Annotated in this window: 13 protein-coding genes; 5 read left to right on the top strand and 8 right to left on the bottom strand. The window is 61.4% G+C overall.

Going from position 1 to position 15478, the window contains the following annotated elements; genetic code table 11:
- Positions 1 to 128: 128 nt before the first annotated feature.
- Genes QRN61_RS11970 through QRN61_RS11960 form a run of 3 tightly spaced genes read left to right on the top strand, consistent with a single transcriptional unit; the run spans position 129 to position 5592 of the window.
- Complete coding sequence (locus QRN61_RS11970; RefSeq protein WP_115989598.1) at positions 129 to 1373, top strand: exonuclease SbcCD subunit D C-terminal domain-containing protein; 1245 nt, start codon at positions 129 to 131, stop codon at positions 1371 to 1373.
- The gene (locus tag QRN61_RS11965) at positions 1370 to 5011 is read left to right on the top strand and encodes an AAA family ATPase (RefSeq protein WP_285373853.1); all 3642 of its coding nucleotides are present in this window, start codon (positions 1370 to 1372) and stop codon (positions 5009 to 5011) included. The genes QRN61_RS11970 and QRN61_RS11965 overlap by 4 nt, the downstream gene beginning before the upstream one ends.
- On the top strand, positions 5008 to 5592 hold the full coding sequence (locus QRN61_RS11960) for a glutathione S-transferase (RefSeq protein ID WP_183780361.1): 585 nt from the start codon (positions 5008 to 5010) through the stop codon (positions 5590 to 5592). The genes QRN61_RS11965 and QRN61_RS11960 overlap by 4 nt, the downstream gene beginning before the upstream one ends.
- 171 nt (positions 5593 to 5763) lie before the next feature.
- Here the strand turns inward: QRN61_RS11960 and QRN61_RS11955 are convergent, their stop codons facing one another.
- The 8 genes from QRN61_RS11955 to QRN61_RS11920 form a co-directional block, all read right to left on the bottom strand.
- On the bottom strand, positions 5764 to 6021 hold the full coding sequence (locus QRN61_RS11955) for a hypothetical protein (protein ID WP_047598405.1): 258 nt from the start codon (positions 6019 to 6021) through the stop codon (positions 5764 to 5766).
- Positions 6018 to 6227 carry a hypothetical protein gene (locus QRN61_RS11950; protein ID WP_027613086.1) on the bottom strand — a complete coding sequence of 70 codons (210 nt, stop codon included), beginning with the start codon at positions 6225 to 6227 and terminating at the stop codon, positions 6018 to 6020. The genes QRN61_RS11955 and QRN61_RS11950 overlap by 4 nt, the downstream gene beginning before the upstream one ends.
- A 270-nt stretch (positions 6228 to 6497) precedes the next feature.
- Positions 6498 to 6677 carry a hypothetical protein gene (locus tag QRN61_RS11945; protein WP_096797266.1) on the bottom strand — a complete coding sequence of 60 codons (180 nt, stop codon included), beginning with the start codon at positions 6675 to 6677 and terminating at the stop codon, positions 6498 to 6500.
- Between the two features lie 156 nt (positions 6678 to 6833).
- A complete protein-coding gene (locus QRN61_RS11940; protein ID WP_285373852.1) occupies positions 6834 to 8009 on the bottom strand; it encodes a lactonase family protein in 1176 nt (391 codons plus the stop codon).
- On the bottom strand, positions 8006 to 8308 hold the full coding sequence (locus tag QRN61_RS11935) for a DUF5629 family protein (RefSeq protein ID WP_027613084.1): 303 nt from the start codon (positions 8306 to 8308) through the stop codon (positions 8006 to 8008). The genes QRN61_RS11940 and QRN61_RS11935 overlap by 4 nt, the downstream gene beginning before the upstream one ends.
- A 169-nt stretch (positions 8309 to 8477) precedes the next feature.
- Positions 8478 to 10058 (bottom strand): aldehyde dehydrogenase (NADP(+)), encoded by a 1581-nt coding sequence (locus tag QRN61_RS11930; protein ID WP_285373851.1) that lies wholly within the window; start codon positions 10056 to 10058, stop codon positions 8478 to 8480.
- A 9-nt stretch (positions 10059 to 10067) separates the two neighbouring features.
- A complete protein-coding gene (gene araD1, locus QRN61_RS11925; RefSeq protein ID WP_285373850.1) occupies positions 10068 to 11060 on the bottom strand; it encodes an AraD1 family protein in 993 nt (330 codons plus the stop codon).
- A gap of 158 nt (positions 11061 to 11218) precedes the next feature.
- Positions 11219 to 12541, bottom strand: coding sequence for an MFS transporter (locus QRN61_RS11920; RefSeq protein WP_285373849.1), 1323 nt, complete (start codon positions 12539 to 12541; stop codon positions 11219 to 11221).
- Positions 12542 to 12735: 194 nt separating this feature from the next.
- Here QRN61_RS11920 and QRN61_RS11915 point away from each other — a divergent pair, with 194 nt between their 5' ends.
- Both QRN61_RS11915 and QRN61_RS11910 read left to right on the top strand, forming a co-directional pair.
- Positions 12736 to 14472, top strand: coding sequence for an IlvD/Edd family dehydratase (locus tag QRN61_RS11915; RefSeq protein ID WP_027613081.1), 1737 nt, complete (start codon positions 12736 to 12738; stop codon positions 14470 to 14472).
- 186 nt (positions 14473 to 14658) lie between these two features.
- The gene (locus QRN61_RS11910) at positions 14659 to 15378 is read left to right on the top strand and encodes a FadR/GntR family transcriptional regulator (RefSeq protein WP_027613080.1); all 720 of its coding nucleotides are present in this window, start codon (positions 14659 to 14661) and stop codon (positions 15376 to 15378) included.
- The last annotated feature ends 100 nt before the right edge of the window (positions 15379 to 15478 follow it).

Here is a 15478-nt window from a genome sequence, read left to right as displayed (position 1 = left end):
CCACAGAGACCTTCACTCTACTTGGGCATTGCTCGACCACAGCGAGTGCTTTTGCCAGTAAACTCCCTCCTCTTCAGCCGCCCATCATTTCCCCGCGGCCATCACCTTTTTCTGTTGCGGAGTCCACCTTGCGTCTGTTCCACACCTCCGACTGGCACCTTGGGCAAAACCTGCACGGCCAGGAGCGCGATTTCGAGCATGCGTGCTTTCTCGAATGGCTGCTGCGCCAACTGCAACTGGCGCAGCCGGATGTGCTGCTGATTGCCGGGGACATCTTTGACACGGTCAATCCGCCGGTCAAAGCCCAGGAGCGCCTCTACGACTTCATCGTCAGCGCTCACGAGCAACAGCCGTTGCTGACCATCGTGATGATTGCCGGCAACCACGATTCCGGCTCGCGCATCGAACTGCCGGCGCCGTTGATGCGCCGCTTGCGCACCCATGCACTGGGGCGGGTGTTGTGGCTGGATGACGGCCAGCTCGACGCCGAACGGCTGCTGCTGCCACTGCCGAATGCCCAAGGCGAAATCGCCGCTTGGTGCCTGGCGCTGCCATTCCTGCGTCCAGCCGAGGTGACCGGTGCGCATCTGGGCGACAACTATCTGCGCGGTATCGGTCAGGTGCATGAATGGCTGATCGAAGCGGCGAATGCCAAGCGCCAGCCGGGTCAGGCGCTGGTCGCCATCAGCCACGCGCACATGGCGGGCGGCTCGGTCTCGGAAGACTCCGAGCGCAGCCTGATCATCGGTAACGCCGAAGCGCTGCCCGCCAGCCTGTTCGGGCCGAGCATCAGTTACGTCGCCCTCGGCCATTTGCACAAGCCGCAGAAGGTCAACGGTGAAGAACGCATTCGCTACAGCGGCTCGCCGATTCCGTTGTCGTTTTCGGAGATCGGTTATCAGCACCAGATTCTCGACGTCACCCTCGATGGCGAAACCCTGGTCAGCGTCGAACCGAAACTGATCCCGCGCTCGGTCAACCTGCAACGCATCGGCCCGGCGCCGCTGGCGGAGATCCTGCTGCAACTGGCCGACCTGCCGAACATCGATCTGCTCGCCGAAACCCAGCGCCAGCCATGGCTGGAAGTGCGCGTAACCCTCGATGAGCCGCAGCCGGATCTGCGCCATCAGGTGGAAAACGCCCTGCAAGGCAAAGCCGTGCGACTGGTACGGATCGCCGCCGAGTACGCCGGCAACCGTGGCGCCGATGGCAGCGACGACGGCAGCGCGCTGGTCGAACTGGATCAACTCACTCCGCAGGAGCTGTTCAGCCGCGCCTGGCTCGACAATTATGGCAATGAGGTCGATGAGCAGACGCTCAAGGACTTCGCCGAACTGCTGCAGGACGTACAGATGGAGGGCGAGCAGCCATGAAGATTCTCGCCATTCGCTTGAAGAACCTCGCCTCGCTGGCCGGGCCGTTCGAGATTGATTTCACTGCCGAGCCGTTGGCCAGTGCCGGTTTGTTCGCGATCACCGGACCGACCGGCGCCGGTAAAAGTACCTTGCTCGATGCCCTGTGCCTGGCGCTGTTTGGCGCCGTGCCGCGGCTGAACAACACTGGCCGTGACGCCAAGGTTCCGGATGCGGACGGCGAAATCGCCACCGGCGACCCGCGCACCTTGCTGCGCCGTGGTACCGGTGAAGGTTATGCAGAGGTGGATTTCGTCGGCGTCGATGGTCGCCGTTACCGTGCGCGCTGGGAAGCCAACCGTGCCCGCGAGAAGGCCGGCGGCAAGTTGCAGGCCAGCCGGCAGAGCCTGCGCGACATCGATCAGGATCAACTGCTCGCCAGCCAGAAAGGCGAATACAAAACCCAACTCGAAGCCGCGCTGGGCCTGAACTTCGAACAGTTCACCCGTGCCGTGCTGCTGGCCCAGAGTGAGTTCAGCGCATTTCTCAAGGCCGACGACAACGACCGCAGCGAACTGCTGGAAAAACTCACCGACACCGCGCTCTACACCCGCCTCGGCCGCCGCGCCTTCGACAAGACCAAAGAGGCCCGCGAAGCGCACAAGCTGCTGCAGGATCAGGCCACCGGCGTCACCCCGCTGACGCCAGAAGCGCGGGCCGAGCTGGACGAACGCTTCAACGCTGCCCAGCAGCAATTGAAGTTGCAACAAGCGCAGCTCAAGCAACTGGAACAACAGCACAGTTGGCTCAAGGATTTGCGCCAGTTGCAGGACGCGCAACAAGCCGCAGCCGAACAATTGCACAGTGCACAGCAACAGTGGGAAGGTCTGGCGGGTGAACGCCTGAAACTGACGCGCCTGGAGCAACTCGCGCCGCAACGCCACCAGTTCGCGCGCAAGACTGAACTGGATGCGCAACTGACGCCGCTGGCGGCACAGATTGCCGCGCATACCCAGCAACACGGCGAGCTCAACGAGCGCCAGACGCAACTGGAACAGGCACTGGATGCGGTGAAAATCGCCCTGAGCGAAGCGCAGCAGCGGCACAGCGAAAGTGCCCCGCTGCTGCGTCAGGCCTTCGACGAGCAAAGCTCCCTTGCCCGCCTCGCCAAGGACACCGCACTCAGCGCCGAGGCCCGGCAGTCCGCCGAGCAAGCCTGCACCGAAGGCCAGAGCGCGATTCAAGCGTTGCAGACGAAACAGGCCGAAGTCGCTGAACGCTTGCAGAAAATCGCCGCCGAGCTGGAACAAAGTGCCGATCTGGCACCGCTCAGCGATGCGTGGAATGCCTATCGCGATCGCCTGCAACAGCTGATGCTGATCGGCAATCGCCTGAATAAAGGTCAGGCCGAACTGGCGACCCTCGAACAGAATGCCGCGCACAGCGCCGTCGCGTTGGCCACGCAGAAACAGCAACTGGAAGTGCTGTTCAAAGAGGCCGGCGCCGAGCCGGATGCCGTCGCCGAACAGATCGGCATCCTCGGCAATCTGTTGCAGGACAACCGCAAACAATTGCGCGCCATCGAAGATCTGACGCGGTTGTGGGCCAGCCAGCAGGAACTGGAAAAACGCGGCGCTGAGCTGCAACAGCGCCTGCTCGATGCACAGCAGGAACGTGAACGTCTGACCCAGGACGGGGTGAAAACCAAGGCCGAGCTGACCGTCGCCGAACAAACCCTCAACGTCACCCGTGAACTGCTCGAGCGCCAGCGTCTGGCCCGCAGCGCCAGTGTCGAAGAGCTGCGCACGCAGTTGCAGGACGATCAGCCGTGCCCGGTCTGTGGCAGCAACGAGCATCCGTATCATCAGCCGGAAGCGCTGCTGCAAAGCCTCGGCCGTCATGATGAAAGCGAACAGGCCAACGCCCAGCAAGTGGTCGATCAGCTCAAGGAAAAGCTCATCGAACTGCGCGCCGAAGTCGGTGGCGTGATCGCTCAACAAAAGGAGCTGCTGCAACAACAGGAACAACTGGTCGCGCAGCAACAGGCACTAGCGCCGAGCCTCGACGCCCATCCGCTGTCCGCTCAGTTACTGAACCAGGACGCCGACAAACGCGACGCCTGGCTGACCCGGCAGAACGATCAGTTGAACCAGAGCATCGCTCAGGACGAACAACGCCAGAGCGCCCTGCTCACCCTGCAACAGGACGCGGCGCGTCTGACCCAGCAACTGCGCAATGCCGAAACCGCGCATCAGCAAGCGGCGCAGCACCTGAGCAACCAACAACGCGAACTGAGCAGCGACCGTCAGCGTCTCGACGAGGAACTGACCGCGTTCGCCAGTTTGCTGCCGGCCGACACCCTCGAAGCCTTACGTATCGAGCCAGCGGCGACTTTCATGCAGCTGGACCGGCAGATTGCCGAGCGCCTGGCGCAGGTCGAGCAGCAAAAGGAAGAGTTGGCCGAGCAGCAGCAACGCCAGCAAACGCTGGAGAAGGAACAGGATCGCCAGCTCAGCCGCGTACAGCAATTGCAAAGCGCCGAGCAGCAATTCAGTGCACTGGCCGAGCAGCAACAAGCCAGTCAGGAAAAACTCGCGCAACTGCTGGGCAAACACAGCAGCGCCGAACACTGGCAGCAGCAACTGGAACAGGCTGTGGATCAGGCGCGCAACGCCGAAACCGGCACCGCTGCGGAACTGCAGAACGTGCGCACGCAACGGGTGCAGATTGGCGCCGAACTCAAGGCTCAACAAGAACGCTTGCAGGCGCTGCAAAGCGAAGACGACGAACTGACGCAGAAGATTGCCGACTGGCGCGCACGCCATCCTGAACTGGATGACGGCGGCCTCGAAGATCTGTTGCGCATCGATGACACGCAGCTCAGTGAACTGCGCCAACGCTTGCAGCACAACGAAAAAGCCATCGAACAGGCCAAGGTGCTGCTGCAGGAACGTGATCAGCGTCTGGCCGATCATCAGGCGCAGCACAACGGCAATCTCGATGCCGAACAACTCGCCAGCGCGCTCGCCGAGCTGCAGAACCAGTTCAACCTCAGCGAGCAACAGTGCGCCGAACTGCGCGCCGAACAGGCCGAAGATCAGCGCCGGCAAAACGCCAATCAGGCACTCGCGCAGCAGATCGCCGACGCCTATGCCGAGTACCAGCGCTGGGCGCGTTTGAATGCGTTGATCGGCTCGGCCACCGGCGACACCTTCCGCAAGATCGCCCAGGCCTACAACCTCGACCTGCTGGTACATCACGCCAACGTGCAGTTGCGCCAACTGGTTAAGCGCTATCGCCTGAAACGCGGTGGCAGCATGCTCGGCCTGCTGGTGATGGATACCGAGATGGGCGACGAATTGCGCTCGGTGCATTCGCTGTCCGGCGGCGAGACTTTCCTGGTGTCGCTGGCCCTTGCACTGGGGCTGGCATCGATGGCCTCAAGCACGCTGAAAATCGAATCGCTGTTCATCGACGAAGGCTTCGGCAGCCTCGATCCGGAGTCGCTGCAACTGGCGATGGATGCCCTCGACGGCTTGCAGGCCCAGGGACGCAAAGTCGCGGTGATTTCCCACGTGCAGGAAATGCACGAACGGATTCCGGTGCAGATTCAGGTGCAACGCCAGGGCAACGGCTTGAGTACGCTGGAGGTGAAATGAACACGCTGTATTCGTTCCGCCGCTGCCCGTATGCGATGCGGGCGCGGATGGCCCTGCGTTATTCGGGGGTGCCGGTGGAGATTGTCGAAGTCAGCCTCAAGGCCAAACCGGCCGCGATGCTGGCGATCTCGCCCAAAGGCACGGTGCCGGTGCTGGATGCCGATGGGCAGGTGATTGATGAAAGTCTGGAGATCATGCGCTGGGCGTTGGCGCAGCATGATCCGGACGATTGGCTGCTCGGTGGTGATTCACGGATTGCCGGGGTGATCGAGGCTAACGATCAGGGGTTCAAGGTGCATTTGAACCGCTACAAGTACGCCGAGCGCTATCCCGAGCAGCCGATGGAGGTTTATCGCGCTGAGGGGGCGTTGTTTTTGCAGCAGTTGGATGAGTTGCTGAGGGATCGCGATTACTTGCTGAGCGATCACTTGAGTCTTGCGGATGTGGCGTTGCTGCCGTTCGTTCGGCAGTTTGCGCATGTTGATCGCGAGTGGTTTGCGCAGACGCCTTATGTGCGGTTGCAGGCGTGGTTGCAAAGTTTTCTTGAGTCCGAGCTGTTCACGGCGATCATGAAGAAGTAACCCGAACTCCTGGTACCGAACTCCTTGTGGCGAGGGGATTCATCCCCGATGGGCGGCGAAGCTGCCCTGAAATCAGACACCTCGGTGTATCAGAATAATCCGGTTCGCCGGGTCTGGGGCCGCTTCGCGACCCATCGGGGATGAATCCCCTCACCACAATGATCGGGTTGTCTAAGCCAAGGCGTTGCACATGCCTAGTGCCATGCAATCCACTTCAAACGGCCCAAGAAAATCGACCTCAGCCTTGATCGGCGGATTACCGGCCAGCAACCCCTGCGAGTTCGCCCTTTCGATATTGTGCGCAATGCTGTGATTGGCCTCTATGGCCCGCGCCAGCGCACCCACCGAGCCTTGGCCGAAGCCAAGTAACGCGGCGCCATTGGTCATCAGTGCCAGTCCGGCGATGACCCAGAGTCTGTAGCCTTTCATGCGCCGCCCACTCCTGCGAGTTCAGCGCGATCAACCAGCACGTCTGCGCGGTGTTCGAACTGGATGCCGGGGTGTGCGACCTGGATCGGTGCGTCGAAGCTGTGTTGGGTTTGCGCGGCGATGCTGACGAACAGCACCAATGCCAGGTAAAGACCGATGGCCAGGTAGGCGCCGCGCTTGGCTGAAGTAATGATTGAACTGGCCATGATGTTCTCCGTGGGCATGTTTCAGTGCCGTCAGGATCGATCAAAAAAGCCGCGGTAACCACTCAGGGTTTGCCATAGTAAACATCAGCTTGGTTGATTATTTAGCCGGTCTATTTGCGCGGTTCAAGAAACCTATCAGGCTGCGAAAAACACACGCACACGTGTAGGAGCTGCCGAAGGCTGCGATCTGTTGATTTTGCTTTTTAAAAACAAGATCAAAAGATCGCAGCCTTCGGCAGCTCCTACAGGGAATTGTTCGAAGCGGGCATTTCAGTGTTGGGCTTTGTGATCCAGCGCGGCGTAGAAGTTGGCGCTCTGTTGCAGATATTTCTGGGTATAGCTCTGGGTGTGGGATTTTTTGCTGCTGATTTCAGCGTTGGCACTGGCTGGCAATGCAACGGTGGCAGAGATGGCGGAAGCGGCGATAACGGAGAAGAGATTGAAGTTCATGGCGGTAACCCTCGTGTTTGGTTGGCTTGCTTGCCCGGTTGGGCCGTGAAGCAAACTTAACGCTCGAGGGTTGATCGCTTGAAATGCTTTGTAGCATTACCGGATATCAGCGCGATTAATACAACGAGACAGGCCCCGAATACCGGGGCCTGTGGCTTATTGTCGCACTAGAAACTTCAGATCGCTGGGGGCGTCCATCGGCAGTTTTTGCACGGTTTTGCCGAGCAGACCGGTCTTGGCATCGCGCTCGACGACGACAATTTCGTTGCTCTTCTGGTTGGCGATCAGCAGAAACTTGCCACTCGGATCAAGGCTGAACTCACGCGGGTGATCGCCTTCTACCGAACGCTTTTGCAGCTCTTTGAGCTGACCGGTCGCCGGATCCATGCTGAACACCAGCAGTTGATTGGCGGTGCCACGGTTGCTGACGTAGAGGAACTTGCCATCGGCCGAGGCATGCAGCGCCGCGGCGGCTTTGTCCGAGGTCGGCTGACCGGCGGCCAGATCGACCAGTTGCGTCTGCGTCAGCACGCCGTCGTGGTAGTCGAACACCGCGACCTGTGCGCTCATTTCCATGGTCAGCCAGGCATGCTTGCCGTCGGCACTGAACAGCAGATGACGCGGGCCGCTGCCGGCCGGCAGGCTCACCGAAGCGGTTTTCGCCGGGGTCAGTGGCAGGTCCGGGTTGGCCTTCGGGTCGAATTGGTAGATGAAAACCTTGTCCGCCCCGAGGTCGTTGGAGAACACGTAGTGACCATCCGGTGAGGACACCGTCGAGTGCACGTGGTTCGAGGCCTGACGCTCGGGATTGACCCGGCTCGCCGGGTGCGCACTCATCTGCACCACGGGTTTGAGCTTGCCGTCAGCACCGACCGGCAACACCGCGAGGGTGCCACCCGGATCTTCGACCACCGAATAGTTGCTGACGAACAGATGGCTGGCATCGCCGCTGAGGCTCGAATGGGTCGGCTCGTTGCCCAGGCTCTGCACTTGATTGATCAGGGTCAGGGCGTGGGTCTTCGGATCGATCGAGTAGCTGCTGACGCGGCCGACCGGATCTTTCTGGCCGGGGCCGTTTTCGTTGACCACGAACAGTTGCTTCTGGTCTTTGGACAGGGTCAGCCACGACGGGTTTTCGCTCTTCACCACTTGCAGCGGCTTGGCGGCGATCTGGCCGGTGGCGCTATCGAAATTCATTCGATAGATGCCCTGGCTGGTGCCGGCGGTGTAGGAGCCGACCAGCAATTGATAGGTCTCGGCGCTGGCACTGGACAGGCCCATCGCACCGACGCTGCCGGCCATCAGCAGTGGCCAGAATTTACGCATGTTCATTGATCATCTTCCTCGTCATCGCTGCTGCTGACTACATCACCGAGGCAGACCAAACGGTGCTCGCCGGTGGTCTTGGTGTCGCTGGCGTAGCCAATGATCAGCCAGCTCTGCAGATCTTCGTCAAACGTCGCCGCCGTAACCTGCGCCGGGGTGAACTCCCAATGCTTGGCCGTGCGGCCATCGATACATTCGATGTGCAGGTTGTCGTCTTCGTCGAGGGCGAATTCGAAGGCATGCAAGCCATCGATTTCGACCATGCCGCAGTGTTCGAGGGCGTTGAGAAGGGTTTGGGCAGTCATGGCAAACAGTCTTTCTTAGGGGGGAAAGGGCCAATGATAGCTCATTGTCGTGCCCGGCCCTTGTAGGAGTGAGCCTGCTCGCGATGGCGGTGTGTCATCCAACCAAGATGTCGAATGTGAAACCGCTATCGCGAGCAGGCTCACTCCTACAGGGGATTTGCGGTGTGGGTTAGAAGGCGTCGCGCGAGGGCTTGCCATCCACCAGCCGCTGAATGCGCAACGGGTTGCCATTCTTCAGCGGTTCCGGCAGCAAGCTGTCGGGGTAGTTTTGGAAACACACCGGGCGCAGGAAGCGATCGATCGCCAGCGTCCCCACCGAGGTGCCGCGCGCATCCGATGTCGCCGGATACGGCCCGCCATGCACCATCGAATCACACACTTCCACACCCGTCGGATAGCCATTGAGCAGGATCCGTCCGACTTTCTGTTCGAGCAGCGGCGTCAGTTCCGGGAAGCGTTCGAAGTCGGCCTGCTCGCCGATAATGGTCGCCGTCAGTTGCCCGTGCAGGCCGTGCAATGCCGCGCTCAGTTGCGCCTTATCGGCCACTTCGACGATCACCGTGGTCGGGCCGAACACTTCTTCCTGCAGCACTTCATCGCCGTTGATCAACAGGCTGGCATCGGCCTTGAACAATTGCGGCTGCGCCTGATTACCCTGCTGCGGCTGGCCCGCCAAGTGCTCGATCCCGGAATGCGCCAAGAGCTTCTGCAAGCCTTTGCCATAACTGCCGAGGGTGCCGGCGTTGAGCATGGTCTGCGCCGGTTGGTCGCCAATCAGCCCGGCGACTTGCTGGACGAAGGCGCTGAACTGCGGCGAGCGAATACCAATGACCAAACCCGGATTGGTGCAAAACTGGCCGCAGCCCTGCACCACCGAAGCGGTCAGGTCGCGAGCAATGGTTTCCGAGCGTTCAGCCAAGGCTTGAGGCAGAACGATCACCGGATTGATGCTCGACATCTCGGCGAACACCGGGATCGGTTGCGGCCGCGCCGCTGCCATGTCGCAGAGTGCCCGACCGCCCTTGAGCGAACCGGTAAAACCCACTGCCTGGATCGCCGGATGCTTGACCAGCCATTCGCCAACGCCACCGCCGTAGATCATGTTGAAAACGCCTGCCGGCATCGCGGTTTTTTCGGCGGCACGAATCAGTGCATCGGCAACAAGTTCAGCGGTTGCCATGTGGCCGCTGTGGGCCTTGAACACCACCGGGCAGCCGGCGGCCAGCGCCGCTGCGGTATCGCCACCGGCCGTGGAGAACGCCAACGGAAAGTTGCTCGCACCGAACACGGCCACCGGGCCGAGACCGATGCGGTATTGGCGCAGATCCGGGCGCGGCAACGGCTGGCGATCCGGCAATGGCAAATCGATTCGCGCGCCGTAGAAATCTCCGCGCCGCAGGACTTTGGCGAACAGGCGCATCTGGCCGCTGGTGCGCCCGCGCTCGCCCTGAATCCGCCCCGCAGGCAGCGCGGTTTCGCGGCAGACCAGCGCGACGAACTCATCACCCAAGGCATCCAGTTCATCGGCAATCGCGTCGAGAAATTGCGCGCGGCGTTCGGCGCTGAGGCTGCGATAAGCGGGGTACGCTGCGGCGGCGGCTTTGGCGGCAGCATCGACTTCGGCTTCAGTCGCTTGAATGAAATCGTACGGCAGCTGTTCGCCAGTAGTCGCGTCGACGCTTTGCAGTTTCACATTGCCCGCTGCGCTGCGCTGTCCGCCAATGTAGTTGTGACCGAGAATCTGAGTCATGGGAGCTCCTTAAAGGGTGCCGATGCTGTCCGGTTGAAAAGCCGCTGCTGCCGGGGCTATGCCGTTGACCAGCGGTGCGCCGAATTCGGCCTGGCTGATTTCAAACTGGTCGCCCGGTTGGGTGCGGATGCCATCGGCGAACGACAGGGTCGCGGTGCCGAAAAAGTGGATGTGCACGTCGCCAGGACGCAGGAACTGGCGGTATTTGAAGTGGTGGTATTCGAGGTTGGCGAGGCTGTGGCACATGTTTGCCTCGCCGCTGAGAAATTCGTTTTGCCACAGCACTTCGCCGTCACGCAGGATGCGGCTGCTGCCGGCCAGATGCTGCGGCAATTCACCGGTGCGCAGTTCCGGGCCGTAGCTGCAACTGCGCAGTTTCGAGTGGGCCAGGTACAGGTAGTTCTTGCGCTCCATGACGTGATCGGAGAACTCGTTGCCCACCGCGAAACCGAGGCGATACGGTTTGCCGTCGTGGCCGATGACGTAGAGCCCGGCCATTTCCGGTTCCTCGCCGGCATCCTCGGCAAACGGTGGCAACGGGAACGCTTCGCCCGGACGCACGACGATGCTGCCGTCGCCCTTGTAGAACCATTCCGGCTGCACGCCCGCCTGCCCCGCCGCCGGTTTGCCGCCCTCCACGCCCCACTTGAAGATGCGCATGGTGTCGGTCATTTGCGCTTCGTCACCGGCCTGCTGGTGCATCTTGTCCCGCGCCGAGGCGCTGCCCAGGTGCGTGAGGCCGGTGCCGCTGACCAGCAGGTGCGCCGGATCCGGGTGATCCAGCGGCGGCAGGATGCGCCGGTCTTTGAGCAACTGCGCATAGTCATGACTGATGCCCAGGCCATGGGTTTGTACTTGCTGCTCCAGGGTGCTGCCGGCCTCAATCGCGGCCAACGCGAGATCGCGTACGCTGCGGGCGTCCTGCACTTCGCGGATCAGCCCGTTGTCGACCACGCCGACGCGGCGCTCGCCGTTAATCAATTCGAATTGAACCAGATGCATAAATTTCTCCTGTAAACAAAACTTCGAAACACTGCAAAACCCTGTGGGAGCTGGCTTGCCAGCGATAGCAATCTGTCTGACACCACTATGTTGGATGTACCGCCGCCATCGCTGGCAAGCCAGCTCCCACAGGGTTTGCGGTGATGGTTCGTTTGATATCAGGTTCGGGTGGCACCGCGTGCACTGGCGGCGAACTGCTCGACCGGTAGCACGTGTTTGCGCTCAAGCACGCGGTAGACGATTCCGGTAAGAATCAAACCGAACACCATCACCCCACTGAGGAAATACAGCCCCGAAGCCAGATTCCCGGTGTACTCCTTCAGCGCGCCGATCACGAACGGCCCGATGTAGCCACCGAGGTTGCCCACCGAGTTGATCAGCGCGATCCCCGCCGCCGCACTCGCACCGGCAAAGAACCGCCCGGGCAAGGTCCAGAACACCGCGGTGCAGGAAAACAGCGCGAACGCCACCAGGCACAGCGCCGCCAGTTGCGCCACCGGCAGGGTCAGCCACGCGCTGAAGAACAGGCCCAGCGCACCCAGTACATAGAGCACCGCCAGATGGCCGTAGCGATCATTCATGCGGTCGGAGCTGCGCGGCACGATCAGCAGACCGACGATGCCAAAGATGTACGGCACCGCCGAGACAAAACCGGTCACCAGATCGCTGCCACCGAACTGTTTGATCAGCGTCGGCAGCCACAGGCCGAGGCCATAAATACTCAGGGTCACCGGCAGGTAGAACAGCGCCAGCAGCAGCACGCGTTTGTCCTTGAGTGCATGCAGCGGGTTGCCGTGACGGGTCTGGCCGTATTCCTGCAAATCCTTTTTCAGTTCGCCGGTCAGCCAGTCTTTCTCGGCCTGATCCATCCACTTCACGTTCTGCGGGCCGTCGGGCAGCCAGCGCAGTACCGGCCAGGTGAGGAGGATCGCCGGCGTGCCGATGACGATGAACAGCCACTGCCAGCCGTGCAGGCCGAGGATGCCGTCCATGCCCAGCAAGCCGCCGGACACCGGGCCGGTGATCATCATCGCGATGGGTTGGGAGAGGATGAACAGGCCGAGGATCTTGCCGCGATGGCGCACCGGGAACCATTGGGTGATGTAGTAGAGAACGCCGGGGAAGAACCCCGCCTCCGCCGCGCCGAGCAGAAAGCGCATCACGTAGAAACTGTGCGGGCCCTGGACGAACGCCATGCCGATGGTGAATGCGCCCCAGGTGATCATGATCCGCGCAAACCAGCGCCGCGCACCGAAGCGTTCGAGCATCAGGTTGCTGGGGATTTCGAGAAGAAAGTAGCCAATGAAAAACAGCCCGGCACCGAGGCCATAGGCCGCGTCACCGATGCCGATGTCGGCGCCCATGTGCAGCTTGGCGAAGCCAACGGCGGAGCGATCCACATAGGCGATCAGGTACAGCAGGATCAGGAAGGGAATCAGTTTCAGCGTGATGCGCCGGACAAGCCGCAGTTCCTGGCTCATGGGATCGGTCTCCGATTGTTGTTTTTATAGAACCTCGGGGGACGCCTCTCGCGGAAAACCGCCAGGGCCAATCCCTCCGTCGAAAACGACTATATAGTAATACTAATTACCCAACAACACTTCCAAAGCGGCGATTTTGCGCTTATGTTTAGCCGTGACTCGCAAACAATAGTCTTACAATAAGAGAATCGATCATGTCTGAGAAGAAACCCACCCTGCGCTCGGCCCAATGGTTTGGCACTGCCGACAAGAACGGCTTCATGTACCGCAGCTGGATGAAGAATCAGGGCATCGCCGACCACCAGTTCCACGGCAAGCCGATCATCGGCATCTGCAACACCTGGTCGGAACTGACCCCGTGCAACGCGCATTTCCGCCAGATCGCGGAGCACGTCAAACGCGGGGTGATCGAGGCCGGTGGCTTTCCGGTGGAATTCCCGGTGTTCTCCAATGGCGAGTCGAACCTGCGCCCGACCGCCATGCTCACCCGCAACCTGGCGAGCATGGACGTCGAAGAAGCGATTCGCGGCAACCCGATTGACGGCGTGGTGCTGCTGACCGGTTGCGACAAGACCACTCCGGCGCTGCTGATGGGCGCGGCCAGTTGCGATGTGCCGGCGATCGTCGTCACCGGCGGGCCGATGCTCAACGGCAAGCACAAGGGCAAGGACATCGGCTCCGGCACGGTGGTCTGGCAGCTCAGCGAGCAGGTCAAGGCCGGCACTATCACCATTGACGACTTCCTCGCGGCCGAGGGCGGCATGTCGCGCTCGGCGGGCACCTGTAACACTATGGGCACCGCGTCGACCATGGCCTGCATGGCCGAAGCACTGGGCACGTCCCTGCCGCACAACGCAGCGATTCCGGCGGTGGATGCACGGCGTTATGTGCTGGCGCACATGTCCGGCATGCGCGCGGTGGAGATGGTGCGCGAAGACTTGCGCCTGTCGAAGATCCTGACCAAGGAAGCTTTTGAAAACGCCATTCGGGTCAACGCGGCTATTGGCGGTTCGACCAACGCGGTGATCCACTTGAAAGCCATCGCCGGTCGCATCGGCGTCGAGCTGGATCTGGACGACTGGACCCGCATCGGGCGCGGCATGCCGACCATCGTCGATCTGCAACCGTCCGGGCGTTTCCTGATGGAAGAGTTTTACTACGCCGGTGGCTTGCCGGCGGTGCTGCGGCGTCTCGGCGAAGCCAATCTGATCCCCAATCCCAATGCGCTGACCGTCAACGGTAAATCGCTGGGCGAGAACACCAAAGACGCGCCGATCTACGGCGAGGACGAAGTGATCCGCACCCTCGACAATCCAATCCGCGCTGACGGTGGCATCTGCGTGCTGCGCGGCAATTTGGCGCCGCTCGGTGCGGTGCTCAAGCCGTCCGCCGCCACACCTGAGCTGATGCAACATCGCGGTCGTGCGGTGGTGTTCGAGAACTTCGACATGTACAAGGCGCGGATCAATGATCCGGAACTGGATGTCGATAAAGATTCGATTCTGGTGATGAAGAACTGCGGGCCGAAGGGTTATCCGGGCATGGCCGAGGTCGGCAACATGGGCTTGCCGGCCAAGCTGCTGGCTCAAGGCGTGACCGATATGGTGCGCATTTCTGATGCGCGAATGAGCGGCACCGCGTACGGCACGGTGGTGTTGCACGTCGCCCCGGAAGCGGCAGCCGGCGGGCCGTTGGCGGTGGTGCAGGAAGGCGACTGGATCGAGCTGGATTGCGCCAGCGGGCGTTTGCATCTGGATATTCCGGATGCCGAACTGGCGGCGCGCATGGCGGATCTGCAACCACCGCAGCAGCTACTGGTCGGCGGCTATCGTCAGCTGTACATCGACCATGTGCTGCAGGCGGATCAGGGCTGTGACTTCGACTTCCTGGTGGGTTGCCGAGGGGCGGAAGTCCCGCGTCATTCTCACTGACACCGTCGCCCCTGTGGGAGCTGGCTTGCCAGCGATTACGGTCTGCCAGCTGACATTTATGTTGACTGACACCCCACCATCGCTGGCAAGCCAGCTCCCACATTTGCTTTGTGTATCCACCTCAAGAATGCGCCGTGCCTGCTATGATGCGCGGCATCTCCATCGCTCAGGATCGCGCCGTTCCCCATGGATTACCGCAAACCTTCCGACCGTAAAAGCATGCACTCGCGCATTGTCCAGGAACTGGGCATGCAGATCGTCTCCGGACGTTTTTTGCCCGACGACAAACTGCCCGCCGAAGCGCTGTTGTGCGAGGAATACGCGGTGAGCCGGCCGGTGTTGCGCGAAGCCACGCGGGTGCTGGTGGCCAAGGGGCTGGTGTATTCAAAACCGCGCGTCGGCACGGTGGTCAAGGCCCGTCGCGAATGGCACATGCTCGACCCGGACGTGCTGCACTGGCTGATGCAAAGCAGTCCGCAGAATGAATTCTTCAATGTGCTGACCAGTGTGCGCAGCATCATCGAACCGGCCGCTGCCGCCCTCGCCGCCCAGCATGCGACCGAGGCCGACATCGCCGCCATCGGCGAGGCCTATCAACGCATGGAATCAGCGCCGACGCCGGAAGCCTTGCTGCAACCGGACCTGGACTTCCACAGCCGCATCGCTGACGCGACCCACAACGATCTGCTGGCGAACCTGTGCAACATGCTTTCGGTGGCGATTGCCGAGGCGTTGAAGCATTCGAATCAACGGCCGAATCTGCATGAACTGGCGTTGCCGCGGCACAAGGCGATTCTTACGGCGATCGAGAACCGTGATGCGCTGGGTGCAAGGCATGCAACGCTGGTGCAGCTGGATGATGCGCGCAGTGCGCTGAGTGTTGTGCTAGGCACCGAGCTCTCCTGACACACCACAAATCCCCTGTGGGAGCGGGCTTGCTCGCGAATGCGGTGTGTCAGTCGGCACAAACTTATCTGACACACCGCATTCGCGAGCAAGCCCGCTC

Origin of the sequence: Pseudomonas sp. lyk4-TYG-107 (assembly GCF_030209055.1) — a bacterium.
GTDB lineage: Bacteria > Pseudomonadota > Gammaproteobacteria > Pseudomonadales > Pseudomonadaceae > Aquipseudomonas > Aquipseudomonas putida_A.
Note: the sequence above shows the minus strand (reverse complement) of the source record. Positions and strands in the feature narration are given on the sequence as shown.

What these genes read in the sequence shown, in the direction of transcription:
- QRN61_RS11965 (WP_285373853.1), top strand. Translation starts at nt 1,370, where the DNA reads ATGAAGATTCTCGCCATTCGCTTGAAGAACCTCGCCTCGCTGGCCGGG.
- QRN61_RS11960 (WP_183780361.1), top strand. Translation starts at nt 5,008, where the DNA reads ATGAACACGCTGTATTCGTTCCGCCGCTGCCCGTATGCGATGCGGGCG.
- QRN61_RS11955 (WP_047598405.1), bottom strand. Translation starts at nt 6,021, where the DNA reads ATGAAAGGCTACAGACTCTGGGTCATCGCCGGACTGGCACTGATGACC.
- QRN61_RS11950 (WP_027613086.1), bottom strand. Translation starts at nt 6,227, where the DNA reads ATGGCCAGTTCAATCATTACTTCAGCCAAGCGCGGCGCCTACCTGGCC.
- QRN61_RS11945 (WP_096797266.1), bottom strand. Translation starts at nt 6,677, where the DNA reads ATGAACTTCAATCTCTTCTCCGTTATCGCCGCTTCCGCCATCTCTGCC.
- QRN61_RS11940 (WP_285373852.1), bottom strand. Translation starts at nt 8,009, where the DNA reads ATGAACATGCGTAAATTCTGGCCACTGCTGATGGCCGGCAGCGTCGGT.
- QRN61_RS11935 (WP_027613084.1), bottom strand. Translation starts at nt 8,308, where the DNA reads ATGACTGCCCAAACCCTTCTCAACGCCCTCGAACACTGCGGCATGGTC.
- QRN61_RS11930 (WP_285373851.1), bottom strand. Translation starts at nt 10,058, where the DNA reads ATGACTCAGATTCTCGGTCACAACTACATTGGCGGACAGCGCAGCGCA.
- araD1 (WP_285373850.1), bottom strand. Translation starts at nt 11,060, where the DNA reads ATGCATCTGGTTCAATTCGAATTGATTAACGGCGAGCGCCGCGTCGGC.
- QRN61_RS11920 (WP_285373849.1), bottom strand. Translation starts at nt 12,541, where the DNA reads ATGAGCCAGGAACTGCGGCTTGTCCGGCGCATCACGCTGAAACTGATT.
- QRN61_RS11915 (WP_027613081.1), top strand. Translation starts at nt 12,736, where the DNA reads ATGTCTGAGAAGAAACCCACCCTGCGCTCGGCCCAATGGTTTGGCACT.
- QRN61_RS11910 (WP_027613080.1), top strand. Translation starts at nt 14,659, where the DNA reads ATGGATTACCGCAAACCTTCCGACCGTAAAAGCATGCACTCGCGCATT.